This is a genomic window from Xanthomonas sp. NCPPB 1132, assembly GCF_056629235.1.
Window position 1 is genome coordinate 1,888,498 of sequence record NZ_CM152819.1, and the last position, 22,749, is coordinate 1,911,246.

At 68.9% G+C, this 22,749-nt stretch carries 18 protein-coding genes; 9 read left to right on the plus strand and 9 right to left on the minus strand.

Annotated features, from left to right (window positions below; genetic code table 11):
* Nucleotides 1-93 precede the first annotated feature (93 nt).
* The 3 genes from AC1G9L_RS07985 to AC1G9L_RS07995 form a co-directional block, all read right to left on the minus strand.
* Nucleotides 94-786 (minus strand): Fe2+-dependent dioxygenase, encoded by a 693-nt coding sequence (locus AC1G9L_RS07985; RefSeq protein WP_019799601.1) that lies wholly within the window; start codon nt 784-786, stop codon nt 94-96.
* A gap of 63 nt (nt 787-849) precedes the next feature.
* Nucleotides 850-3,144, minus strand: coding sequence for a catecholate siderophore receptor Fiu (locus AC1G9L_RS07990; protein WP_481070632.1), 2,295 nt, complete (start codon nt 3,142-3,144; stop codon nt 850-852).
* Between the two features lie 622 nt (nt 3,145-3,766).
* A complete protein-coding gene (locus tag AC1G9L_RS07995; RefSeq protein WP_019799599.1) occupies nt 3,767-5,263 on the minus strand; it encodes an aminotransferase class III-fold pyridoxal phosphate-dependent enzyme in 1,497 nt (498 codons plus the stop codon).
* A gap of 128 nt (nt 5,264-5,391) precedes the next feature.
* On the opposite strand from AC1G9L_RS07995, the gene AC1G9L_RS08000 reads away from it, so the two are divergent.
* From AC1G9L_RS08000 to AC1G9L_RS08010, 3 genes are all read left to right on the plus strand, one after another.
* The gene (locus AC1G9L_RS08000; RefSeq protein WP_010344072.1) at nt 5,392-5,823 is read left to right on the plus strand and encodes an Lrp/AsnC family transcriptional regulator; all 432 of its coding nucleotides are present in this window, start codon (nt 5,392-5,394) and stop codon (nt 5,821-5,823) included.
* 137 nt (nt 5,824-5,960) lie between these two features.
* Nucleotides 5,961-7,010, plus strand: a complete 1,050-nt coding sequence (gene queA, locus AC1G9L_RS08005; protein WP_019799598.1) for a tRNA preQ1(34) S-adenosylmethionine ribosyltransferase-isomerase QueA — start codon at nt 5,961-5,963, stop codon at nt 7,008-7,010.
* A gap of 319 nt (nt 7,011-7,329) precedes the next feature.
* Nucleotides 7,330-9,168, plus strand: a complete 1,839-nt coding sequence (locus AC1G9L_RS08010) for a S8 family serine peptidase (RefSeq protein ID WP_019799597.1) — start codon at nt 7,330-7,332, stop codon at nt 9,166-9,168.
* 243 nt (nt 9,169-9,411) lie between these two features.
* Here the strand turns inward: AC1G9L_RS08010 and AC1G9L_RS08015 are convergent, their stop codons facing one another.
* Nucleotides 9,412-11,226, minus strand: coding sequence for a DUF885 domain-containing protein (locus AC1G9L_RS08015; protein WP_481070633.1), 1,815 nt, complete (start codon nt 11,224-11,226; stop codon nt 9,412-9,414).
* Nucleotides 11,227-11,480: 254 nt separating this feature from the next.
* Here AC1G9L_RS08015 and AC1G9L_RS08020 point away from each other — a divergent pair, with 254 nt between their 5' ends.
* Both AC1G9L_RS08020 and AC1G9L_RS08025 read left to right on the plus strand, forming a co-directional pair.
* Entirely contained in the window at nt 11,481-12,308 is an 828-nt protein-coding gene (locus tag AC1G9L_RS08020) for a DUF4349 domain-containing protein (RefSeq protein ID WP_481071063.1), read from the plus strand.
* A 399-nt stretch (nt 12,309-12,707) separates the two neighbouring features.
* Nucleotides 12,708-13,679, plus strand: a complete 972-nt coding sequence (locus tag AC1G9L_RS08025; RefSeq protein ID WP_481070338.1) for an IS110 family RNA-guided transposase — start codon at nt 12,708-12,710, stop codon at nt 13,677-13,679.
* A 45-nt stretch (nt 13,680-13,724) separates the two neighbouring features.
* Here the strand turns inward: AC1G9L_RS08025 and AC1G9L_RS08030 are convergent, their stop codons facing one another.
* A complete protein-coding gene (locus AC1G9L_RS08030; RefSeq protein WP_010344063.1) occupies nt 13,725-14,666 on the minus strand; it encodes a LysR substrate-binding domain-containing protein in 942 nt (313 codons plus the stop codon).
* A 213-nt stretch (nt 14,667-14,879) separates the two neighbouring features.
* Between AC1G9L_RS08030 and AC1G9L_RS08035 the strand changes: the two genes are divergently transcribed.
* The gene (locus AC1G9L_RS08035) at nt 14,880-15,806 is read left to right on the plus strand and encodes an EamA family transporter (protein WP_019801801.1); all 927 of its coding nucleotides are present in this window, start codon (nt 14,880-14,882) and stop codon (nt 15,804-15,806) included.
* Between the two features lie 92 nt (nt 15,807-15,898).
* Nucleotides 15,899-16,411, plus strand: a complete 513-nt coding sequence (locus tag AC1G9L_RS08040) for a DinB family protein (protein ID WP_019801800.1) — start codon at nt 15,899-15,901, stop codon at nt 16,409-16,411.
* 30 nt (nt 16,412-16,441) lie between these two features.
* Here the strand turns inward: AC1G9L_RS08040 and AC1G9L_RS08045 are convergent, their stop codons facing one another.
* On the minus strand, nt 16,442-17,362 hold the full coding sequence (locus AC1G9L_RS08045) for a peptidylprolyl isomerase (RefSeq protein WP_019801799.1): 921 nt from the start codon (nt 17,360-17,362) through the stop codon (nt 16,442-16,444).
* Nucleotides 17,363-17,463: 101 nt separating this feature from the next.
* Entirely contained in the window at nt 17,464-19,242 is a 1,779-nt protein-coding gene (locus tag AC1G9L_RS08050) for an XVIPCD domain-containing protein (RefSeq protein WP_019801798.1), read from the minus strand.
* Nucleotides 19,243-19,411: 169 nt separating this feature from the next.
* Between AC1G9L_RS08050 and AC1G9L_RS08055 the strand changes: the two genes are divergently transcribed.
* On the plus strand, nt 19,412-19,777 hold the full coding sequence (locus AC1G9L_RS08055) for a helix-turn-helix transcriptional regulator (RefSeq protein WP_019801797.1): 366 nt from the start codon (nt 19,412-19,414) through the stop codon (nt 19,775-19,777).
* Nucleotides 19,774-20,706, plus strand: coding sequence for a sensor domain-containing protein (locus tag AC1G9L_RS08060; protein ID WP_019801796.1), 933 nt, complete (start codon nt 19,774-19,776; stop codon nt 20,704-20,706). The genes AC1G9L_RS08055 and AC1G9L_RS08060 overlap by 4 nt, the downstream gene beginning before the upstream one ends.
* Nucleotides 20,707-20,756: 50 nt before the next feature.
* Here the strand turns inward: AC1G9L_RS08060 and AC1G9L_RS08065 are convergent, their stop codons facing one another.
* On the minus strand, nt 20,757-22,067 hold the full coding sequence (locus tag AC1G9L_RS08065) for a polyhydroxyalkanoate depolymerase (RefSeq protein ID WP_019801795.1): 1,311 nt from the start codon (nt 22,065-22,067) through the stop codon (nt 20,757-20,759).
* A gap of 63 nt (nt 22,068-22,130) precedes the next feature.
* Nucleotides 22,131-22,736 carry a class I SAM-dependent DNA methyltransferase gene (locus tag AC1G9L_RS08070; protein ID WP_481070634.1) on the minus strand — a complete coding sequence of 202 codons (606 nt, stop codon included), beginning with the start codon at nt 22,734-22,736 and terminating at the stop codon, nt 22,131-22,133.
* Between the last annotated feature and the right edge of the window lie 13 nt (nt 22,737-22,749).

Genomic DNA, 22,749 nt, shown 5'->3' on the forward strand with positions numbered 1-22,749 from the left:
CCACGCGCTGCGCTGCAATGCCGGGACGCCGGCACCCGGCGCTGCGCGCACGCACGCTGGCGGTGCGGGCCGCGTCCGCGTCGCCGCGCACGTTCAGGTCTCCGACCAGTCGCGCAGCAGGTTGTGGTAGACGTTGGTCAGGCGCAGCAGCGCCGCCGCGTCCGCGCCGCTGGCAGTCAGCGCCTGGATCGCGGTGTCCAGATCGAACAACGTCTGCCGGCGGCCGGCGTCGCGCACCAGGCTCTGCACCCAGAAGAACGAAGCCAGCCGCGCGCCACGGGTCACCGGCGCGACCCGGTGCAGGCTGCTGGACGGATACAGGATCAGGTCGCCGGCGGGCAGCTTGACCTCGTGTTCGCCGTAGGTGTCGTGGATCAGCAGTTCGCCGCCGTCGTACTCCTCCGGCGCACTGAGGAACAGCGTGCAGGACAGGTCGCTGCGCACGGTCAGCGCCGGCTGCGCGGCGGTGGCGGCCTGGGTCATCACCGCGCCATCGACGTGCAGGCCGTAGCTGCCGCCGCCGGCATAGCGATTGAAGCGCGGCGGGATGGTGCGCAACGGCAGCGCCGCGGCGAAGTACAGCGGGCTGCGCGCCAGCGCGCTCAGCACTGCCTGGCCGAGTTCCTGCTTCAGCGGCGAGGCATCGGCCAGTTGCTGGTTGCGCTTGACCTGCGCGCCCTGCGCGCCGACGGTTTCGCGGCCGTCCACCCAGTCGGCGGACGCCAGCGCCTGGCGGAACCGTGCGACCTCATCGGCGCTGAGGATGTAGGGGATATGCAGCAGCATGCGGCGCTCCGGCGGTGGACGCCCAGGATAGGGCGTCCACCGCGCATTGGAAGGCGCGGTCGGTCAGAACCGGACCTCGGCGGTCAGCAGCACCGAGCGCGGCGCGCCCGGCGTGTAGCGGAAGCCGCTCTTGTTGATCGCGGCGACGTAGTCCTTGTCGAACAGGTTGTAGGCGTTGAGGCGCAGCGCCACGTGGTCGTTGACCGGGTAGCTCAGCACAGCGTCCCACACCGTGTACGACTTCACGAACGCCGGCGTGCCGACCGCGCCGTCGCGCCCGCGCTTCATCTCGCCCGAGTAGCGCACGCCACCGCCGACGGTCAGTCCGAACGGCAAGGTGTAGGTGGTCCAGGCGGTGAACGCGCTGTCTGGGGTATAGGCCAGGTCCTGGCTGCCGTCCTGCGAGACCGTCGTGCCTTGCCGCACCCGCGCATCCAGCTTGGTGTAGCCGCTGGACACGGACCAGCGCTCGGTCAGCTTGCCCACCGCCGACAGTTCGACGCCTTGCACGCGCTTTGCGCCGCTCTGGTAGTACAGCCCGTCGCTGCCCTGCACGATCTCGTTGTTCACGTCGGTGCGGAACAGCGCCAGCGTCGCGAACAGCGCATCGTCGAGGAAATTCCACTTCGTGCCGACCTCGGCGGTCTTGGCCTTCTGCGGATCGAAGCGCGGATTGTTGGCGTTGTTCGCCGAGGCGCTCAGTTCCAGCGTGCTGCCGCCGGGCGGCTGCTGCGAGGTGGCGAAGTTCGCGTACACGCTCACGTCCTCGTTGGCCTTGTAGACCGCGCCGAGTTTCCAGCTGAACAACGTGTCGGCGATGTCGGTGTCCAGGCCGACCACGGTGGTGCAGGGCGCGGCGGTGGAGGTGGCGGAACTGCACACCAGGCTGTCGAAGTCGGTCTTGTAGCGGTCCGCGCGCACCCCGGCGGTGATCAGGAAGCTCTCGCCGAACTTCAGCGTGTCGAAGGCATAGGCCGAGTAGGTGGTGGTGGTGCCGTGGCTGCGCGCGCCGTTGCGTGCGGTGCGCAGCGGCGTGGTGTTCCAGTCCGGCGCATACAGGTTGGCCGGATTGGCCGCCAGCCAGGCGGCGCGGTCGACGAGGTTGTGGCCCCAACTGCGCAGTTCCTCGCGCGAGGCTTCCACGCCGGTGCTCAGGTTGTGCCGTACCGCGCCGGTGGCGAAGTCCACACGCAGGTTCAACTGGTCGGCGAGCAGGGTGTACTGCTGGTCCTTGAAGGTCGGCAGGCTGCGCGCCACCGTCCAGGTCGCCGGATCGGCCGGATTCGGCGTGCGCAGGTTGGCGGCGTTGGGCATGAACGCGAACAAGAGGTAATCCTGTTCGTTGCGGCCCCAGCGCGCGGTATTGGTCAGCTTGACCGTGTCGGACACGTCGTGCTCGATGCGGAAGGTGGCCATCTTCGCGGTCACGTCGTCGTGGTCGGCGCGGGTGCCGTAGAAGTTGCTGCGGTCCACACGCGCCGCGCTGCCGAGCCACGGCCGTGTGGGATCGGGCGAACTGTAGCCGGGCAGGCCGATGGTCGGCACGCCGCCGTCGGGCACGTTGTCCTGCTTCACGTACAGCAGGTCGAGCAGGTAGCGCGTGTCGGTGCCGAGACCGAACGCCAGCGACGAGGCCAGGCCCCAGCGCTTGTTGGCGACATGGTCGCGGCCGATGGCGTCGCTGTCCTGGCCCATCACGTTCACCCGCAGCGCGCTGCTGGCGCCCAGCGCCTGGTTCCAGTCCGCGGTCGCGCGGCGCTGGCCATGGTCGCCGCCGGACAGGGTGGCGCTGCTGGCGTTGTCCAGGTGCGCCTGCTTGCTCACCAGGTTGATCGCCCCGGTCGGCGCACTGCGGCCGTTGTCGGTTCCGGCCGGGCCTTTCTCGACCTCGATCTGCTCGATGTTGAACACGTCGCGCGAGATCGAACCGAGGTCGCGCAGCCCGTCGACGAAGATGCTGCTGGAGCTGTCGAAACCGCGCATGTAGATCGCATCGCCGGTGCTGGTATTGCCGTTTTCGCCGACATAGAACGTGCCCACGCCGGGGCTGTTGCGCAGCGCTTCGGTGAGGGTGGTGGCGCCCTGTTCGTTGAACAGGTCCTTGCCGATGATGTTGAGGGTCTGCGGGGTATCGATCAGCGGCTGGGTGAACTTCGGCGAGTCCGGCACCTCCACCAGGTAGCGCTTGGCGCGCTGCGCCTGCACGTCGACCTTGTCCAGGGTGGTGGGCTGGTCGCCGGTCTCCGCATGCGCGGTGGAGAGCAGGCTCAGCCCGCCGAGCAGCACGGCGGTGCTGAGGGTCGGTGCCGGGGCCTGACGGGTCACGGTGTGTTTGCGGCGCTTGATCGGAGAGGTCATGGGCGGTTCGGTTTGCAGGATGAAGGGCGGCCCGATCACGTGCGCCGTCGTCCCTGCTGGGAGCGACGGCGGCTCGATCGGGCCGTTGGCCGAAAGGGTGTCTGCCGCGGACGCGCTGCAGGCAGGGCGTTCATTTTCTATGCAAATGCGAATTGTTTGCAATATCTTTTGCGGTTGGCGCCGATCCGCGATTGCTTGCATGCCGCCAGCACACACAAAAGGCGTGCTCCATTGGCCTAGGCGGACCATTGGGAAGGGTGGCGACGGGTTCGCCGTTTGGACGGCGCCGCCGAGCGCGGCGATGCGAGCGCTGTGGCTGCGTGAAAGTCCGAGGCGAAGGATCAGAAATGAGCGCCGCTGTCAGGCAGCGCATGTACCTGGGGATGGCCTGGTGCCGACGGTGCATCGGCGCGGTCGGGCCGTCGCACAACATCCGCGGTATGCACGGCCACGCAGCGCTGCGCCGTGCCCGCTCCGGTGCCGCGATGGTGTTTCCTGTGCGGTTGACGACGAGGCCGGGCCGGGACGGCGTATGCCGGCCGGCCAATGACAACACACGCCGATGATGCGTGCGCGATCTGGCTGCTGCGGCGCCGATGTGCCGGCGCCGTCAGCGCGGGCTTCAGGCCGCCGCGGCCTGGGCGACGCGCGGGCCTTCGCGCAGGGCGCGGCCGATCAGCCCGACCAGCAGGTCCAGCTCGTCGCTGTCCATCGCGAAGTGCGGGGTGAAGCGCAGCGAATTCTCGCCGCCGTGGATCACGTTGACGCCGTGCTGGCGCAGCCACTCCTCGGTGGAGCCGGCGCCGTAGCACTTGTACTGCGGGGCCAGTGCGCAGGAGAACAGCAGGCCGGTGCCCTTCACCTGGGTGATGGCGCCGCCGAGCTCGGCCTTGAGCTTCTCCAGCTTCTGCACCGCCTCGGCGCCGCGCTCGCGGATGTTGGCGCGCACCTGCGGGGTCAGTTGCGCCAGGGTCGAGGTCGCCACGTCCAGCGCGCGCGGATTGCTGGTCATGGTGTTGCCGTAGGTGCCCTTGCGGTACACCTGCGCCGCGTGCTCGGTCACCGCCAGCACCGACAGCGGATACTGCGCGGCGTTGAGCGCCTTCGAATAGGTTTCCAGGTCCGGCGGGTCGAGCTGCTCGAAGCCGGGATAGTCCACCACCGACAGCACGCCGTGCGCGCGCAGCCCGGCCTGGATCGAGTCGACCAGCAGCAGGCTGCCGTGGGTGCGGGTCAGTTCGCGCGCAGCGGCGTAGAACGCCGGCGGCAGCGCGCGCCCGGGGTCGCCTTCGCCCATGACCGGCTCCAGGAACACCGCCTCGATGAACCAGCCGTGCTGCTCGGCCTCGGCGAAGGCGCGGCGCAGCGCCTCCACGTCGTAGGGCGCGATGGCGATCAGCGCATCGTCGCCGCGGTAGCTGGCCAGGTGCTGCAGATAGGTCTTGCGGCTGGAATCGGAATACATGCCGGGCCGGTCGGTGCGGCCGTGGAAGCTGCCCTTGACCACCAGGCGCTTGATCTTGGCGCCGGCGTGGCGCGCGCCGGGATCGGTCTGCAGCTTGGCGTTGATGTCGACGATGCGCGCGGCCAGGCCCACCGCTTCGGAGCCGGAGTTGAGGCACATGAAGCGCGCGAACGGACAGCCGCCGCGGCGGTGGCCGATTTCCGCGCGCAGCGCGCGCTCGAAGCGCAGCTGCGACAGGTTGGGGGTCATCACGTTGGCCATCACCTGCGGCCGCGCCATCGCCTCCAGCACCGCCTCCGGGGTGTGGCCGAAGCCGAGCATGCCGTAGCCGCCGGCGTCGTACAGCACGGCGCCCTTGAGCGTGACCACCCACGGGCCGCGCGCGCTCAGCGCCACGTAGGGAGTCACCGCGTCGTCGGCGTAGAAATTGACGAACCCGGCCTGCAGGCGGCGGATCTGCTCGGCCTCGTCCAGTTCCAGCAACTCGCCGAATTCGGCAGCGATGCGCGCGTAGTCGTCGCCTGCGGCCTCGATCGCCGCGCGCAGTGCCGGATGCGACGTCGCCAGGCGTTCGATGCTGGCGTCGTCCAGGCCATGGGTCAGGCGGTCGCCGGCATGGGCACGGAGCGGGGCGAGGGGGCCGAGTACAGTCATGGGCGATCTCCTGAAGGCGGGCTGTCTGGTGACGATCCTGTCTATTATCGGGACAGGATCGTCGAATGGCAGCGTGAATCCGTGCAGGAATTGACGCGATTTCGTCGATTCGACGAAAATCCGTGGTCATGAAGATCACCGCCTCCGACGACGCCCTGCTGTCGCTGCTGCGCGAGGATGCGCGCGCCTCCACCGCCCAGATCGCCCGCCGCCTCGGCCTGTCGCGCACCACGGTACAGAGCCGGATCGAGCGCCTGGAGCGCGAGGGGGTGATCTGCGGCTACACCGTGCGCACCCGCGACGACTACGAACAGGGCCACATCCGCGCGCACATCCTGATCACCGTGCTGCCGAAGAAGATGACCTCGGTGGTCAAGGCGCTGCGCGAGATCGATGCGGTGCGCGTGCTGCATTCGGTCAGCGGCTCCTTCGACCTGATCGCGCTCGGCGTGGTGCCGGGCGTCAACGACATGGACGAACTGACCGACCGCATCGGCGCGCTGGATGGGGTGGAGCGCACCACTTCGTCGATCATTCTGTCCACCAAGTTCGAGCGGTGAGAGGCCGGGATTCGGAATTAGGGAGTGAGGCTTCGTAAGAGCGCGATCCCGCTTCTGCTTCAACGAATCCCCAATCCCGAATCCCCAATCCCGGCGCCGCTACAATGGCCGGCCCCGTTCCTGATCGTCCCGGCGCCTTGAAAAAGTCCGATTTCCACTACGACCTGCCTGAAGACCTGATCGCGCAGGAGCCGCTGGCCGAGCGCTCGGCCAGCCGGCTGTTGCTGGTACCGCCGGCACCGGCGCTCTTCGCCGATCGGCATGTGCGCGATCTGCCCGAGTTGCTGCGTGCCGGCGACCTGCTGATCTTCAACGACACGCGGGTGATCCCGGCGCGGCTGTTCGGGCAGAAGAGCACCGGCGGGCGGGTCGAGATCCTGATCGAGCGGCTGCTCGGCGGCCAGCGCGCGCGGGCGCAACTGGGCGTGAGCAAGTCGCCCAAGGCCGGCGCACGCATCGCCCTGGATGCCGGCGGCGAGGCCGAGGTGCTGGGCCGCGATGGCGAGTTCTACCAGTTGCAGTTCCATGTGGACGGCGCGCTGGAGCACTGGCTGCAGCAGGCCGGGCGGTTGCCGTTGCCGCCGTACATCCGCCGCGAGCCGGGCCTGGACGACCGCGAGCGCTACCAGACCGTGTTCGCGCGCGAGGCCGGTGCGGTCGCCGCGCCGACCGCCGGGCTGCATTTCGACGCGCCGTTGCTGCAGGCGCTGCAGCAGCGCGGGGTCGAGGTCGGGCACGTGACCCTGCATGTGGGTGCCGGCACCTTCCAGCCGGTGCGGGTGGAAGCGCTGGAGCAGCACCAGATGCACCGCGAGTGGCTCAATGTCGGTGCAAGCCTGGTCGAGCAGGTACGGCGCACGCGTGCGGCCGGCGGCCGCGTGATCGCGGTCGGGACCACGGTGGTGCGCGCGCTGGAGAGCGCGTCCAAGGACGGTGAGCTGCATCCGTTCGCCGGCGAGACGCAGATCTTCATCCTGCCCGGCTACCGCATCCGCAGCGTCGACGCGATGGTGACCAACTTCCATCTGCCCGAGAGCACGCTGCTGATGATGGTCTCGGCCTTCGCCGGCCGCGAGCGCATCTTCGCCGCCTACCGCCACGCCATCGCCCAGCGCTACCGCTTCTTCAGCTACGGCGACGCGATGCTGCTGTGGAGCAGCGAGACGCCGACAGAACGCGTCGGATAACGCGCCGCGTCGCCGCGCCCGCACACGGGCGCGCTGCGACGCCTCGTGCCTTGGATCTGCGCATGCCAGGCATCGCGCATGCGCACAGGATTTGCGTCATCGCATCGCGACATCGGTGCCTACTCTCTATCGCCTTGCCGACGCTGCTGCAGCGATGCGACACATGCGCGGACTGTGATGCGCAGCGTGCAGCGTCTGCCTGAGTAGACGATGCCGCGCATGCGGTAGGGGAGGTGCGCATGCCTCTCGTCCTTGATGGGTGGAACCCCTGTTCCGGTGCCCCGATGAGCGGGGCATCCCCCAGTCAAAGGATGAGTCCATGAAGAAGACATCGACCGAACTGCTGCTGGCCGCGCTGCTGGCGAGCCTGTCCGTCGCCTCCGCGCACGCGCAGCCGCAAGCGGCCGGCGGCGGCAAGTTCCCGGCCAAGCGCATGCTGCAGGAAGCGACCATGCCGCGCACCGATACGCAGGGGCGACGCCTGTACGCGATCGATCTCAACCCGTTCGTGCTGCAGGAGACCACGCGCCTGTATGCCAAGTCCCGTCCCTCGGACTACCGCACGCTGGATCCGGCGATCCGCGCGCACGAGAACAGCACCGGCATGGTCCATTTCGCCGACCAGATCGCGCAGTTGCCGGGGGTGAAGATCGAGCGGGTGCTGTCCACGGTCTCCAGCACCGTCTATGCCTGGATGCCGGAGCGCACCGCGGCGCAACTGCTCAAGGCCGACTGGGTGGTGTCGGTGCGCGGGGTCGAGGCGGCGCACGCCACGTTCTCGGCCGCGGGCGACATCGTCAATGGTGGCGAGATCACGTCGTGGGCATTGCCGTATACGCAGACCAACGATGGGGTCACCACGACCAACCCGTTCTATCTGCTCGACGGGGTGATGGACAATCCGGACCAGGAACTCAATGTCGCCTATCAGCAGAACCCACCGTTCGTGTATCCCAGGGATCATGCGACGGCAATCGGCGGCTTGGTGGGCGGGAAGCAGAATGGGTACCTGGTGCGCGGCATCAATCCCGGACAGCCGATCAAGGCGTTCGGGCTGGCCGACCTTGAAGAGGACGCCGTCGCTACGGCGCTGAACGCCGCCGTGCGCTACGCCGAGTCGGTCGGCGAATTCGCGGTGCTGAACATGTCATTCAACCAGAGCGCCGGCGTAAGTCCTAATCCGTTCGATGCGAATCGGAAGTGGGGGCGCAGGATACGAGCGGCGAGTAATCGTTTCTTCATTACCGAATCTGCCGGCAATGCCTACACGGTCGGACTCTCGCCGCAGGAGCAGGACGCATGCAAGGTTGCGTTCGGCTACGTCGATGCGCAGACCCAGAAGGGCTATGCGCGCGATATGGATGGTATCGTCGTCGTCGGCGGGCTGCAGCGTGACGGCTCACGATTCGCCGGCGCGCAGAACAGCGACAACTGGGGCGGCTATGCCAAGGGCTCGGCCGTGGGTCCCTGCATCGAGGCATGGGCGCCCGCGCACGAAATCACCCTCCTGTCCCAAGGGCTCACCGAAGCGGTTTCCGGCACCTCGTTCGCCGCGCCGATCGTCGCTGCGATCGCCTCGCGCTACGGCAACACCCAGACGCGGCCGATCGAGCGCGAGGCCTACATCAAGGCCGGCCTGAGCAACACCGGCTACAGCGAGGCGGGCCTGCCGCTACGCAAGGTGCAGTACGTGGCGCCGTCCTCGCTCAACCTGATCAAGCGCCTGCCGATCATCGGTGCGACCTCGCCGACCAATTCGGACAACCTGGCCTCGCTGTACGACGGCCGCTTCTTCAGCGACACGGAGTACTGGAACGCGCGCACCAACTGGGGCAGCGTCACCGTGAACCTGGGACAGATGCGCAAGGTCACCGGCGTGCGCATCACCGTGCGCACCGCAGCCAGCGAAACCGCGGGCACGCCGCAGCCGATCGACTTCGCCGTCTCCGCTGGCCGTCACGGCGCGGTGTTCGGCGGGAGCTCCAGCCCGGGACCGGTGTACTTCGACAATCCGCAGTACTACACCGAGCCCGACCAGTCGGACGTGGCGCCGGTGTACATCGCCCTGGATGGCAGTGTCTCGCAGTACCTGAAGATCGAGGCCAACAACCTGTATTCGTGGCTGGCCTACTCGGAAATCGAGGTGTACGGCGAGTGAGCCGCGCAGGCGTCGCCGCTGACGGCGGCGCCTGGCAAAGCGCCTTGGCGCTACTGGTCACGCATCGGCTTGACGCGATCGCGGTGCGATCGCAGCAAGATGGCTGCTTGCGCTGCGACCATCAGCTCCAGCCACACAATCCGGACCGCACGTTTTTCGCCGCTTGCGGCAGCCCCCTCAAGCGAGGGGGCTTTTTTCTCTGAGCATGTCAGCAATGCCGCCGTTGCCAATCCCCAATCCCGACTACTTGATCGGCTCGTCCAGCATCAGCTCGCGCACGAACCGCACCGGCGGCGCGCCGTAGGACAGCACCTGGTCGTGGTAGGCCTTGAGGTTGAACTTGGCACCGAGCTTGTCCTGCATCGCCTTGCGCAGGTCCAGGTGCTCCTGCACGCCGACGAAGTAGGTCGGCAACTGCGCCGAGGTCAGCTGTGCGCGCACCCACTTGCCCTCGGCCTCGCTCTGCTGCTGGAAGGTGTCGTGGACCATCAGGTGCAGCGCCTGTTCCTTGCTCCAGCCGTCCACGTGCACGCCCTGGTCGAGCAGCGCGTTGGCGATGCTGCGCAGGTAGAACTTCAACTGCACCAGGTGAAACAGCGGGTCGTTGTCCAGGTAGCCCTGCTCCTGCATCATCCGCTCGGTGTACACCGCCCAGCCTTCGGCGAACACGCCCGAGCGCAGCACGCCGCGCAGCGTCGACGGGAACTTGGCCGAATGCCAGCCTTCCACGTAATGCCCGGGCACGCCCTCGTGGATGCTCAGCAGGTGGATCATGCGGCTGTTGTATTCGCGCAGGAACGAATCGGCCTGCTGCGCGGTCCAGTCGTCGGGAATCGGCGACACCGCGTAGAAGGTCTTCAGGTTCTTGTCCAGCGGACCGGGCGAATCGCAGTACGCCACCGCCACGCCGCGCTGGAATTCGGGCATGAGGATGATGTCCACCGGCGCATCGGGCAGGGTCACCAGATCCTTCTTGCGCACGAAGTCGGTGGCATCGGCCAGCGAGGCCTTGGCGGCTTCGACCACCTTGTCGCGCGCCGGATGCTGCGCATAGGCCAGCTCCAGCGCCGCCTCGATCGCCTTCTGCTGCTGTTCGTCGCTGGGCGCATCCACCAGCGGCGGCGCGCCGGGTTTGTCCTTGAGCACGGTGCGGGCGATGCCGTACATGTCCTGGCGCACGCGCGTGAGCTCGGCCTCGGCGCGCTGCTTGATCTCGGCGCGCGACAGCGAGGAGTTGAGCGCGAACTTCAGCTTCTGGTCGTACTTCTCCGCCCCAAGGCGGAAGTCGCCCTTGGCGTTGGGCACCAGGGTCTGGTCCAGCCAGGTCTGCTGTTCGGCCACGGCCTTCTTCAGGCCTTCGATCGCCGCCTGCAGGCGCTGTGCGTCGGCCTGCGGCAGTTCCTGGATGTGCGGGACGATGAAGCTGTCGACGATGCTGAGGATGCCGCGGTTCTGCTTGGCCACGGTCTTGGCGCTGATCTCCGACACGCGGGCCGGGTCGAGGTTGGCGCGCGCCTGCGCGAACAGCGCCGGAATCTTCTCCATGCGCGCAGTGGCCGACTTCAGCCGCTCCGGCAGCGGCGCGAACTCGCGCGCCATCAGTCCGTAGATCGCGCCGCCGGCCAGGCCGTTGTAGACCTGCGGATCGGTCGCCCAGCCCTGCGCCACCTCGCTGTTCCAGATGTCCGACTGCAACTGGTTGCGCAGGATCGCCGCGTCCACCTGGTTCTCGCGCGAGAGCTTGGCCACGTCGAGCTTGTCCAGTTCGGCCAGCAACTGCTTGCTCGCGTCCAGACTCTTCTGCCGGCCGGCGGCGCTGAGGTCGTCCAGTTCGCTGTCGTAGCGATGGTCGCCGGTCTGGGTGGCGCCGACCGGGGACAGCTGCATCCAGGTGTCGACGGCGCGCTTGGACAGCGCGGCGAAGCTGGCGTCGGCGGCTGCATCGGGCGCGGCCGCGGCCTGGCTGGGGGCTGCGTTGCTGGCGGCGGGCGCGTCGGCGGGTTTCTGGCAGCCGGCGAGGGCGGCGAGCAGGGCGGCGGCGAGCAGGTGCTTGCGCATCGGGGTTCCTGGAGTGGGTCGATCCGCCAGGGTAGCCGTGCCGTGCTGCCAGCGCCCCTGCCATTGGATTACCCTGAAGGCTTTCGCCAATCAGGAGCACTGCAATGCAGGACAAGGGACGTCGCCATCATGGCCATGTCGTGCGCGACACCGCGATCGATCCGGAGGGCGTTGCAGCAGCGGATGGCACGGTCGATGTCGTCGCGCCTGCGCGTCGGCGCTGGTGTCGCTGGGGCGCTTCCCTGGCGCTGGCGGTGTCCATCGCTGCCTGCAGCCGCGGCGGCGAGAGCGCGGCACTGCCGGCCGCCCATCTCTATTCCGCCGATGCCGCCAGTAGCGCGGCCAGTGCCGCCGAGGCCACGGCGCAGGCGGCAGAGGCGGCCGTCGCAGCGCCCCCGCCGAGTGGCGAGGTGAACGCCGCGCCGTCCCTGGCCTATGAGCACGAGGTCGATGTGGCGCTGCCGGCAGCGCAGATTCCCGCACGGCTCAAGCAGTTGCAGGAACGCTGCCGGACATCCGGTTTCGGCGCGTGCACGGTGTTGCAGGTCGAACAGCGCGGCGGCGAGCGGCCGCGCGGCGAACTCAGCGTGCGGATCGCGCCCACCGGGGTCGAGCCGTTGATCGCGGAGGCGGGCCAGGGCGGCCAGATCGAGAGCCGTACCACCCATGCCGAGGACCTGGCGCAGGCGGTGCAGGACAACGACGCGCAGCGCCAGCGCCTGCAGGCCGAGCAGCGGCGCCTGCAGGAGTTCCAGCAGCACCGCGATCTCAGCGTGGCCGACATGATTGCGCTGTCGGAGAAGCTGGCCGCGGTGGAGACGCAACTGCTCGCCACCAGCCAGGAAGCCGCACAGCAGCGCCGGCGCCTGGATACGCAGCGGGTGACGCTGACGTTCTCGGCGCCGACCGCCGAGCGGAGCCGCAGCGACATCGGCGAGGCGCTGCACGACAGCGGCGAAATCTTCGCCGGATCGATCGCTTGGGCGATTCGCGCGGTGGTGGGGCTGGCCCCGTTCGTGCTGCTCGGCTATGCGTTGTGGCGGCTGATCGCCTGGCGCCGACGTCGGCGTCGTTCCGCCTAGCGGGGGAGGCGGTTCCCGTCCGACGGGATCGGGCGGGAACGGATGGAGGTGATGCGCGAGCAGCGGTGCTGCGATGCGTTGCCGACGGAGCGGTGGCAGCTCGTCCAGCAGCAGCGGGCAATGATGGGTTGCGGGTCGCGGCTGAAGCCGCTCCTTGTATCTGGACATGTCGCCCCTAAACAGGCGTCATGTCTTCCGACTGATCATCGGAGGAGGTGTGGGAGGTCCAGTCGCTCCTAAAGCTTCGAGCTTGCATCGTAGATCGGCTCCGCCCTCCACATGCTGGCCCTTGTGTGTCCGAACGGTATCCAGAGTCCGCCCCTGGGCGTGAACTCGCATCGACAAGGCAGGACCGGGCCCAGCGCCGATCATGACCCTGACACGATGGAGGAATCGCGTATGTCTCCCGTCATCGGCATCGACGTCGCCAAACGCAGTTTCGATGTGGCCATCGATCTGACCAATGGCAAGCACCGTACCAAGGCCAAGTTGTCCAACGATGCCAAGGGCTTCCAGGCCCTGCAGGCATGGCTGCAGACGCATGCGCAGCCCGATAGCTGGATCGCCATGGAGGCCACCGGCACCTACCACCAGGCGCTGGCCGAGTTCCTCCACGCACGCGGCTATCGGGTGTGCGTGCTCAACCCGGCGCAGACGGCCGCGTACGCGCGCAGCCAGCTCAGCCGGGTCAAGACCGATCGCAGCGATGCCAAGCTGATCGCCAGTTATGCCTTGCGTCACCGCGAGCAGTTACGCCGTTGGCACCCTGATCCGCCGGCGCTCAAGCAGCTCAAAGCGCTGGTGCGCCGGCGCCAGGATCTGCAACAGATGCTGCAGATGGAGCGCAACCGGCTGGACGTCGCTCCGGCCCAGGTGAAGGACTCGATCCAGGTCCATCTGGCCGATCTGCAACACCACATCGCCCAGATCGAGCAGGCCATCGATGACCATATCGACCAGGATCCGACCTTGCGTGGGCAGCGCGAACTGCTGGTGAGCATCCAGGGGATTGCCGACACCAGCGCGGCCTTGATGCTGGCCGAGCTTGGCGATGTGAGGCGCTTCGCCGATGCCTCGGCGGTGACCGCCTTCGCGGGCCTGAATCCGTGCCTGCAGGAGTCGGGCGAGCGCAAAGGCCACGTCTGCATCTCGCGCACCGGCTCGCCCCGCCTGCGCGCGGGCCTGTTCATGCCGGCCCTGGTGGCCATGACCCACAACCCGATCATCCGGACGCTGAAACAGCGACTGAGCGAACGCGGCAAAGCCGGCAAGCAGATCGTGTGCGCCGCCATGCGCAAGCTCCTGCACCTAGCCTACGGGGTTCTCAAATCCGGTACGGCGTTCGATCCGAAAAGGGGCCTTGCCTGCTAGGGGGTAAGACGGTATCTACGAAGCGGTCGATACCACGCAGCAGCGCTAGCCCGCCGTCGGCGGCAACCCGAGCAATTCAGCCGGCAATGCCGGCAGCGGCGTGCGTTCGTCCAGCGCCTCGCGCTTGAGCCAGTCGATGAAGTGGCTGGCGGCCGGGCTGAGCAGGCGGTGGGTGGGATGCACGATGTAGTAGGAATAGCGCGCGGTCAGCGCCGGCCCGGGCAGGCGCACCAGTTCGTAGCGCTGCAGGTAGGGTTGGGCGATGTGCTTGCGCGCCAGCACCGCGCCCACGCCGTAGACCGCCGCGCGCATCGCATCGGTGCTGTCGTTGAAGGTGTGCATCGGCGGTAGCGCCACGCCGCGCACGCCGGCGGCACGGAACCAGTCGCGCCAGCCCTGCGGCGACATGTCGGTGAGCAACGGCAATTGCGCGATCTGTTCGGGCCGGTGCAGCGTCGCCAGTTGCGGCAGCGCCGGCGAGGCCACCGGGAACAACGCATCGTCCATCAGGTGGTGCGAGGTCAGGCCCGGCCAGGCGCCCTGGCCGTAGCGGATGCCCAGATCCGGGCCACCCTCCTCGAAGCGCGAGAACGCCGCATCGGTCTGGATGTCCAGCCGCACGTGCGGATAGGCCTGGCAGAAGCGCGGCAGGCGCGGCAGCAGCCAGCAGTACGAGAGCGAGCGCAACGTGGTGAGGCGCAGCGGCGCGGTGTCGGCCTGCGGATGCAGATTGCCGGCCACCGCGGCGATGTCGGCCAGCGCCGCGCTGGCGGCATCGGCCAGTTGCCGGCCTTCGGCGGTCAGCTTGACCCCGCGCGCGTGGCGCTGGAACAGCGTGGCGCCGAGCAGGGCTTCCAGGCGCCGCACATGGTGGCTGACCGCACTGGCGGTGAGATGCAGTTCCTCCGCGGCATGGGCGAAGTTCTGGTGGCGCGCCGCGGCGGCGAACACGCCGAGCGCGGGCAGCAGGGACGGGCGTAGTTGCACGGTCAGACACGCGGCAGATTTGTGGCTCGCGACGATACTACGCGCTTGTCGACCCTACGGTACGAGGCGATGCTGGCAGCCGAACACGACATGCGTGGCCGGTGGCGATGCGAGGTCGGTGCAGAGGCGCCGACCGGTATCCGCCGCCGACAGCGGATGCGTGGCGTCGCACGATCGCTGCGGCGCGTTGCCGATCGACCGCGAGCCTCCTCCATGCCTACCGCCGAACCCTCCCTGCAGCCGGCCATCACCTCGGCCTCTCCCACGCCCGTGTCCGACCCTGCAGTAGCGCGCGATTGGCGCACGCCGCTGGAACTGGGGTTCCTCGGCGTCGTCTGGGGATGCTCGTTCCTGTTCATGCGCGTGGCGGCGCCGCAGTTCGGCGCCTATGCGCTGGTGGAACTGCGCCTGGCGCTGGGCGCGGCGGTGCTGCTGCCGTTCCTGTGGCTGGCGCGGGCGCGCTTCCCGCTGCGGCGCTGGCTGACCCTGGCGGCGATCGGCGTACTCAATTCCGCCTTGCCGTTCCTGCTGTTCGCGTGGGGCGCGCAGCATGCGCCGGCGGCGATCGGCGCGATCTGCAACGCGATGACGGTGCTGTTCACTGCGTTGATCGCCTTCCTGTTCTTCGGCGAGCGCATCGGCACACGGCGTGCGCTGGCATTGCTGGTCGGCTTCATCGGCGTGCTGGTTTTGGCCACCGGCAAGTCGGCCGGGCTCAGCGTCGGTCCGTCCGCCTTCGCCGGCGCCACCGCCTCGTTGCTGTACGGCATCGGCTACAACCTGGTGAAGCGGCACATGGGCGACCTGCCGCCGGCCGCGTCGGCGGCGGCCACGCTCGGCTGCAGCGCGCTGCTGCTGGCGCCGCTGGCGTGGACGCATTGGCCGGCCGCGCCGGTGTCGGCGCTGGCCTGGGCCTGCGCGGGCGGTCTTGGCGTGGTCTGCACCGGCCTGGCCTACCTGATGTACTACCGGTTGATCCAGCGCATCGGCCCGGCCCGCGCATCGACGGTGACCTACCTGGTCCCGGTGTTCGGCGCGCTGCTGGCCTGGGCCATCCTCGGCGAGCCGCTGACCTGGACCATGCTCCTGGCGGGCATGCTGATCCTGGGCAGCGTCGCCTTCAGCCAGCGCGCACGCTAGCAGCGCAGCTTGCAGGCGTGCGCGAGGATGCCGATGCTGGTGTGCGCCGCACCTGCCGTGCGGCACATTCCCTTGGCCTGGAGAACGACGCAATGACCGATTCCCTGCTCGCATCGCAGTTCGCGTTCAAGGCCTGGGCCAACGCCGAGATGCTGCAGGCGCTGGCGCAGATCGATGCGGTCGCATATCCGGCGCAGCGGCAGCGCGCGATCCGGCTGTTGAACCACACCTACGTGGTGGACCGGATCTTCGCCGCGCACCTGGACGGCGGCACGCACGCATACACCGCGAGCAACACGCCGCAGACGCCGGAGCTGGAGGTGCTGGGTGCGGCGGTGGCCGAATCGGACCGCTGGTATGCCGACTATGTCGCCCGGCTCGACGCGCCCGCCTTGCAGCAGACGCTGGCGTTCCATTTCACCGATGGCGATGCCGGCCGGATGAGCCGCCAGGAAATGCTGTTCCACATCCTCGCGCATGGCGCCTTCCATCGCGGCAACATCGCCATGCTGCTGACCGAATGCGCCGTGGAGCAGCCGCGCGAACTGTTCACCCGTTTCCTGCACGCGCAGCAGCCGCAGCGGCGCAGCATCGGCGGCGCCTGAGCGCGCGCCGCCCGGCGCGCGCATGACGCGTCACTTCGGCGGCGGACGCACCGGCAGCGGCACGTTGCACAGGTCGATGTGCCCGGCCGGACGCTTGTAGAAATCGTCGCGGCGGTTGCGCCGCGCCTCGGCCACCTCGCGGAAGGTGCGGCTATCGGTGCGCAGCAGTTGCAGCGGGGTACGCTCGGCGTCCGGCACGTCGCTGGCCAGGCGGATCGCGCGAATCGGCGTGCGCTGCTCGGGTTTTTCGTAAAAGCCCATCGGGTCCGGCCCGCGTGGGATCACGCTGAGCAGTTCCATGCCCTTGACCACGCGGCCGACCACGGTGATGTTGCGGTCCAGTTGCCGCGGCGACTGCCCGGTGACCACGTACAGTTCGGCGCCGATGCTGCTGTCTTCGTCGTTGTTGCGGCCGGCACCCACGGTGCCGTAGCAATGCGCCAGCCAGGCGGTGCCGTCCTTGGGATCGCGCGCCACCGGAAAGCCGTCGACGAAGCCCACCTGCGGTGCCCAGCCGTCGCGGTCGGGCAGGGGCTGGAACGCCAGGCCCGCGGCCGGGCGCTGGAATTCGGCGGGCAGGTGGGTCTTGGCGCTGCCCAGCGACTTGGCCTTGCCGGGTTCCTCGCCATCGGGATCGCCGAACTGCACCACGAAATTGTCCTGCGAGCGGTAGATGCTCAGGCCATCCCAGAAGTGCTCGTGGGCCAGGGTGCGGATGTTGCCGACGTGCTGCGGCGCGAACGCCGGCGCCAGTTCGATGATCACCCGGCCGGTGTCCAGCTCCAGGTACAGCGTGTTGGCCGGATCCAGCGTGCGCCAGTCGCTGGGCTTGGACGCGTCCAGGATCTGTTGCGGGCTGCGGTACGGCACGGCCGGCGGTGGTGGCCCCGCCCATGCGGCGGAGGCGGACAGCGACAACGCGAGGGCGAGCAGGGAAGTGCGCAGCGGCATGAGGGCGGCCCGATCGGTGAGCGCTCGATTCTCACCGAAGCAGTGGCCGCTGCCAATGCGCCGGCGGCACGGCGCGATCGCCGTGCCGCCGACAGGTCCGCCTACGACAGCGCGCGCTTCTGCGGTTCCTGCGCCTCCTGCACCGGTGCCTGGGTCGGCGTCGGGGGCAGTGCGGCCAGTTGCCTGGCGCTTTCGGCGGCCGGGATGGTCGCCGCCTGCGCGGCGTCCACGTAGGCCACGCGCTTGTCGGCGGACATCGGGTCGCCCTGCACCGCGAACACGCGGCCGTTCTCGTTGCGCAGGACGTGATTGACCTGGGTCAGGCCATCGCGCCGCGCCGCCAGCAGCAGGCCGCTCGCGACGTTGGCGTCGTAGGGCGTGAGCTTGCGCTCGATCGCCTGCTGCATGGCCTGCTGTTGCGGATCGGCGGAGGCGCGCGCATCGGGCGCGGCGCCGGTGGTCGGGGTGGCGCGCGTGGGCGCTGACGGTGATGGCGGGTCGGCGCGGTCGACCTGCGCGTCGATGCGCACCAGGTCGCCGCCCGGCGTGCCGCCGGCGCTGCTGGACACGTGGAACAGGCGCTCGCTCAGCCCGTACTGGGAATTGCCCAGGTTGCGCGCCAGGCCGATCGCGAAGTCCTGCGGACTCTGCTTTGCATACTCGGCAGCCTCATGCGCGGTCATCGGACTGGCCTGGGCGGCGCGCTGGTACTGCTGGCGCAACGCGTCCATCTGCTGCTCGGAGAAGCGCAGGGTGGCGTTCTGGCCGGCTGCGATCGGCGTATCGGCCGAGGCGGTGTCCTTGCCGGTGAGCGCGGCGTTGAGCAGTTGCGCCTGGTTGTGGTCGACCTTGTCGAAGCTGAACTGATAGCTGCGTTCGTCCACGCGTTCCTTGCCCGCCGGGTCGAACTGGCGGGTCAGCGTCATCGGCACGTTGCCGGCGTACTGCACCTTGCCGACCACGCTGGAACTGCCGTCGGCATAGGTGGTGCGCACGTTCTCGCCAGTGTTGCGCTGGCCGCCCAGTTCGGCCTTGAACGGACCCAGGCCGAGTTGCGCGCGGGTCTCCGAACTCATGGTCAGGCTTTCGACCTTCTGCACGTCGGTGACCCCTGGCGCGTTGGCGGCGAGTCGGCCGCTGGCCAGGAAGTCGCGATAGGCGGCCTGCGCCTGCGGCTCGCGCAGGTCGAAGGTGGCGGTGCGCATGGTCGCCTGGCCCAGCGCATCCTGGCGGCCGAGCATGGCCTGGGCGACGTCGGTCTTCAGGCCCACGGCCTCCAGCCGCTCCACCGCCTGGGTCGGGCCGACCGCGACGCGCACGTGGTCGGCATCCACGCGCTGCACCGCATAGCTCACGCCGGCCGCGTCGGTGCGCTCGCTGGACGTGGCGAAGCCGCGGAACGCGGCCTCCATCGAGGTCTTGGCGAACACCTGGCCGTCGAGCTTGACGCTGCCGCCTTCCGGGATGGTGGTGGGGTCGAAGGGGTTCACCCGCGCAGCGGCGTCGGCCGTGGCCTCGCCGCGCAGCCGGACCTCGTAGCGGCCACGCTCGCCGGTGGCCTGGGTCAGGCTGCCGTCGGCGGCCAGGCGCCCGGCCTTGAAGTCGCCCTGGATGCGATGGCCCTGGGTGAACTCCATCTCGACGTTGAACACGGTCTTGCCGTCTTCTTCCTTGCGGCCGGCGCCGACCTTGCCGGTGTGTACCGCCGCGTACTCCAGCGGGCCGTACTTGGCTTGTGCGGCCGTGCGGCTGTACTCGACCGAGGCCGAACCGGCCTCTGGATCGCGCTTGAACGCGCCGGTCGAGAACTGGTTGCCGGAACTGGCGAAGCTGGCCTCGGTGGCCTCCCCGGGCTGTGGGGTAGCGGGCGTCGAACTCATGCGTGACCTCCTGGATGGCATGCACAAAGGAAGGTCCCGCAGTGTAGCCAGCGCGACGTTGTCGAAACGTTTGCCGCCGCAGCGCCGGGCAGGGCGGCGCACATGACCAACGGCACAGGGGCTATGTCGAACTATGCACTAGTATCCACCTCAACCTAGCGGGGGCGTCATGGTCGAGCCGGATGCACAGCTGAAGAAATTCCAGAAGGAGCTGAGCGCCGGCACCGTGTCGTTGGCCCTGCTGGCGGTACTGGCTGCGGCCGAGGCGCCGCTGTACGGCTACCTGATCGCCAAGCGCCTGGAGCAGGTGGGCGAGGGCGTGCTCAGCGGCAAGCAGAGCGCGCTGTACCCGGTACTGCGCAACCTGGAGGCGGCCGGCCTGCTGTCCAGCCATGTCGAGCCGTCGGTGGCCGGGCCGCCACGGCGTTACTACCGCATCACCGCGGCGGGTCTTTCCACGCTGCGGCAATGGGCCGCGGCGTGGCGCGCCACCCGCGATTCCGTCGATTCCGTGCTGAAGGGGATTCCAGAATGAGCAGCGCACACACCGCACCGCGGCCCTTGCCGACCACCATTCCCGACTACCTCGCGCAACTGCGCGCGGCACTGGCCGGCGCCGACCCCGCGCTGGTCCAGGACGCGCTGTACGACGCGGAGGAATACCTGCGTTCGGAGCTGGCCGAGCAGCCGGGCAAGAGCGAGGCCGAGGTCATCGCCGGCGTCGCCGGCAGCTACGGCGCACCGGAGGAAGTGGCCGAGATCTACCGCGATACCGAGGTCACGGTCAGCCGCGCGCTGAAGCCGCCTGCGCCGCCCAAGCGCAAGTCGCTGGCCGGCCGCTTCTTCGGCGTGGTCGCCGACCCGCGCGCCTACGGCAGCCTGTTCTACATGCTGCTGTCGCTGGTCACCGGCATCTTCTACTTCACCTGGCTGGTGACAGGCGTCAGCGTGTCGGCGGGCTTGCTGATCCTGATCGTCGGGGTGCCGCTGCTGGTGCTGTTCTTCGGTTCGGTGCGGCTGCTGTCGCTGGTGGAGGGTCGCGTGGTGGAGGTGCTGCTGGGCGAGCGCATGCCGCGACGGCCGCTGTACAGCGCACCCGAACAGCCGTGGCTGCAGCGCATCGGGCAGATGTTCACCGATGCGCGCACCTGGACCACGATGCTGTATTTCCTGCTGATGCTGCCGCTGGGGATCTTCTACTTCACGGTATTCGCGGCCTTGCTGAGTACGTCGCTGCTGCTGCTGCTGCTGGCGCCTGCCGCGCTGTTTGCCCCGGACGTCGCGGATCTGACCGTTCATGTCGGTCCGCTGCACTGGATCGGCAGCGAGGCGTGGCTGCCGTTGCTGCTGGCCAGCGTGCTGGGCGCAGCGCTGTTCTTCGTCACCCTGCACCTGTCGCGCGGCTTCGGCAAGGCGCATGGCCTGCTCGCCAAGCACCTGCTGGTGCGCAGCGCAGAGGCCTGATGCCCTGATGCACGATCGCCCGCGGCGGATCGCCGCAAGCGAGATGCCGCTCAACCGGCCTTGCGGCTGCCGCGGCGCTTGAGCGGGGTGACGTTTCCGGCCGCCGGCGCGCGGCTGGCGCCGGCATTGGCGGCGATGAAGCTGCGCACCTGCGGATACACGATGTCGCGCCAGCGGCGGCCGCTGAAGATGCCGTAGTGGCCGGCGCCTTGCACTTCCAGATGCTGGCGGCGCGCGGCGGGGATGCCGGTGCACAGGTCCTGCGCGGCAGCGGTCTGGCCCAGGCCGGAGATGTCGTCCAGTTCGCCTTCGATGCTGAGCAGCGCGGTGTCGCGGATCGCGGCCGGGTCGACCCGTTGGCCGTCGATCACCCATTCGCCGCGCGGCAGCAGGAACTCCTGGAACACCACGCGGATGGTGTCCAGGTAGTAGGTGGCCGGCATGTCCAGCACCGCGTTGTACTCGTCGTAGAAACGGCGGTGCGCCTCGGCGTCCTGCAGGTCGCCCTTGACCAGGTTGGCGTAGAAATCCCAGTGCGACATGAAGTGCCGGCTCGGGTTCATCGCCAGGAAGCCGATGTGCTGCAGGAAGCCCGGGTAGACCGCGCGGCCGTGGCCGGGGTAGGCCGGCGGCACGGTATGGATGACGTTGTGCTCGAACCAGGACAGCGGATTGCGCGTGGCCAGGTTGTTGACCTCGGTGGGGCTGCGGCGCGCGTCGATCGGCCCGCCCATCATCACCAGCGAGCGCGGCGTGGTCTCGCCGCGTCCGGCCATCAGCGACACCGCCGCCAGCACCGGCACGGTCGGCTGGCACACGCTCATCACGTGCAGCGATTCGGCACCGATGTGGCGGATGAAGTCCTGCACGTAGCGCACGTAGTCGTCGAGGCCGAAGTCGCCTTCGGACTGCGGCACCATGCGCGCGTCGATCCAGTCGGTGACGTAGACCTTGTGGTCGCGCAGCAGGGTGCGCACGGTGTCGCGCAGCAGCGTGGCGTGGTGGCCGGACAGCGGCGCCACCACCAGCACGGCCGGCTGCTTCTTGAGTCCGTCCACGACCTTGGCGTCGTCGCTGAAGCGCTTGAAGCGCAGCAGGCGGCAGAACGGCTTGCGCAGCACTTCCTGCTCGACGATCGGCAGCGCGTGGCCGTCGACCTCGACATGGTCCAGCGCCCAGGCCGGCTTCTCGTAGTCCTTGCCCAGGCGGTGCATCAACTCGTTGCTCGCGGCCAGGCGCTCGGCGCCGGGCAGCGTCGACCACAGGCTGTTGGGGTCGGAGAAGATCTTGGCGTTGGCTTCGGCCTGGTGCACCCAGGGGGCGAGCAGGTTACGGGTCAGTTCGTGCCACTGGTAGAGCATGCCGGTGTTTCCATCCTGAGCGTATGCTGCCGTGCAGCATAACGCATCCGCGCGGTTTGCACCTTAATGGGGCACCAGACCAATCGTCTCCAGGGCCGCCGCATCCCCCGCCAGCGCTGGCGCCAGCCAGCAATGACTGCCCACCGGGCGCAGCCCGAGCGCACCGAACCGGCGCCGGTACCAGCGCGCCGCGCGGGGCTGGAAGCCGGCGTGGTCGCCGTCGAAGTCGTCTTCGGCGGCGAAGGTCTCCAGGAACGCCACGCCGCCGCACAACTCCACCAGGCCGGGCAGGCCCTGGCGCAGTTCGCGGCTGGGCACGTAGTGCAGCACGTCCGAGCACACCAGCAGGTCCACCGGCGCGCACGGCCGCAGCCAGGCGAAATCGCCGAAGCGCGCCGGGTGCAGGTTGCGGTGGCGGCCATAGCGGGCGACGGCGTAGTCGCTGCTGTCGAAGCCGAGATAGCGCAGCTTCGGCCGCAGCTTCAGCAGCGGCGCGCGCCAGGCGCCTTCGCCGCAGCCGATGTCGAGCACGCTGCGGATCGGCCGTTCCAGGTAGTACTCGGCCTGAGCCACGGCGAGCGCGACCTTGCGCGCCAGGCGCGCCGCGTCGCCGATGCCGTCGCGGCGATACCAGCGCTGGAAGTAGTCGGCGTCGTACTGTTTGTCCATGCGGGCGTGTGGT

What these genes read in the sequence shown, in the direction of transcription:
- AC1G9L_RS07985 (WP_019799601.1), bottom strand. Translation starts at nt 786, where the DNA reads ATGCTGCTGCATATCCCCTACATCCTCAGCGCCGATGAGGTCGCACGG.
- AC1G9L_RS07990 (WP_481070632.1), bottom strand. Translation starts at nt 3,144, where the DNA reads ATGACCTCTCCGATCAAGCGCCGCAAACACACCGTGACCCGTCAGGCC.
- AC1G9L_RS07995 (WP_019799599.1), bottom strand. Translation starts at nt 5,263, where the DNA reads ATGACTGTACTCGGCCCCCTCGCCCCGCTCCGTGCCCATGCCGGCGAC.
- AC1G9L_RS08000 (WP_010344072.1), top strand. Translation starts at nt 5,392, where the DNA reads ATGAAGATCACCGCCTCCGACGACGCCCTGCTGTCGCTGCTGCGCGAG.
- AC1G9L_RS08010 (WP_019799597.1), top strand. Translation starts at nt 7,330, where the DNA reads ATGAAGAAGACATCGACCGAACTGCTGCTGGCCGCGCTGCTGGCGAGC.
- AC1G9L_RS08015 (WP_481070633.1), bottom strand. Translation starts at nt 11,226, where the DNA reads ATGCGCAAGCACCTGCTCGCCGCCGCCCTGCTCGCCGCCCTCGCCGGC.
- AC1G9L_RS08025 (WP_481070338.1), top strand. Translation starts at nt 12,708, where the DNA reads ATGTCTCCCGTCATCGGCATCGACGTCGCCAAACGCAGTTTCGATGTG.
- AC1G9L_RS08035 (WP_019801801.1), top strand. Translation starts at nt 14,880, where the DNA reads ATGCCTACCGCCGAACCCTCCCTGCAGCCGGCCATCACCTCGGCCTCT.
- AC1G9L_RS08040 (WP_019801800.1), top strand. Translation starts at nt 15,899, where the DNA reads ATGACCGATTCCCTGCTCGCATCGCAGTTCGCGTTCAAGGCCTGGGCC.
- AC1G9L_RS08045 (WP_019801799.1), bottom strand. Translation starts at nt 17,362, where the DNA reads ATGCCGCTGCGCACTTCCCTGCTCGCCCTCGCGTTGTCGCTGTCCGCC.
- AC1G9L_RS08050 (WP_019801798.1), bottom strand. Translation starts at nt 19,242, where the DNA reads ATGAGTTCGACGCCCGCTACCCCACAGCCCGGGGAGGCCACCGAGGCC.
- AC1G9L_RS08055 (WP_019801797.1), top strand. Translation starts at nt 19,412, where the DNA reads ATGGTCGAGCCGGATGCACAGCTGAAGAAATTCCAGAAGGAGCTGAGC.
- AC1G9L_RS08060 (WP_019801796.1), top strand. Translation starts at nt 19,774, where the DNA reads ATGAGCAGCGCACACACCGCACCGCGGCCCTTGCCGACCACCATTCCC.
- AC1G9L_RS08065 (WP_019801795.1), bottom strand. Translation starts at nt 22,067, where the DNA reads ATGCTCTACCAGTGGCACGAACTGACCCGTAACCTGCTCGCCCCCTGG.
- AC1G9L_RS08070 (WP_481070634.1), bottom strand. Translation starts at nt 22,736, where the DNA reads ATGGACAAACAGTACGACGCCGACTACTTCCAGCGCTGGTATCGCCGC.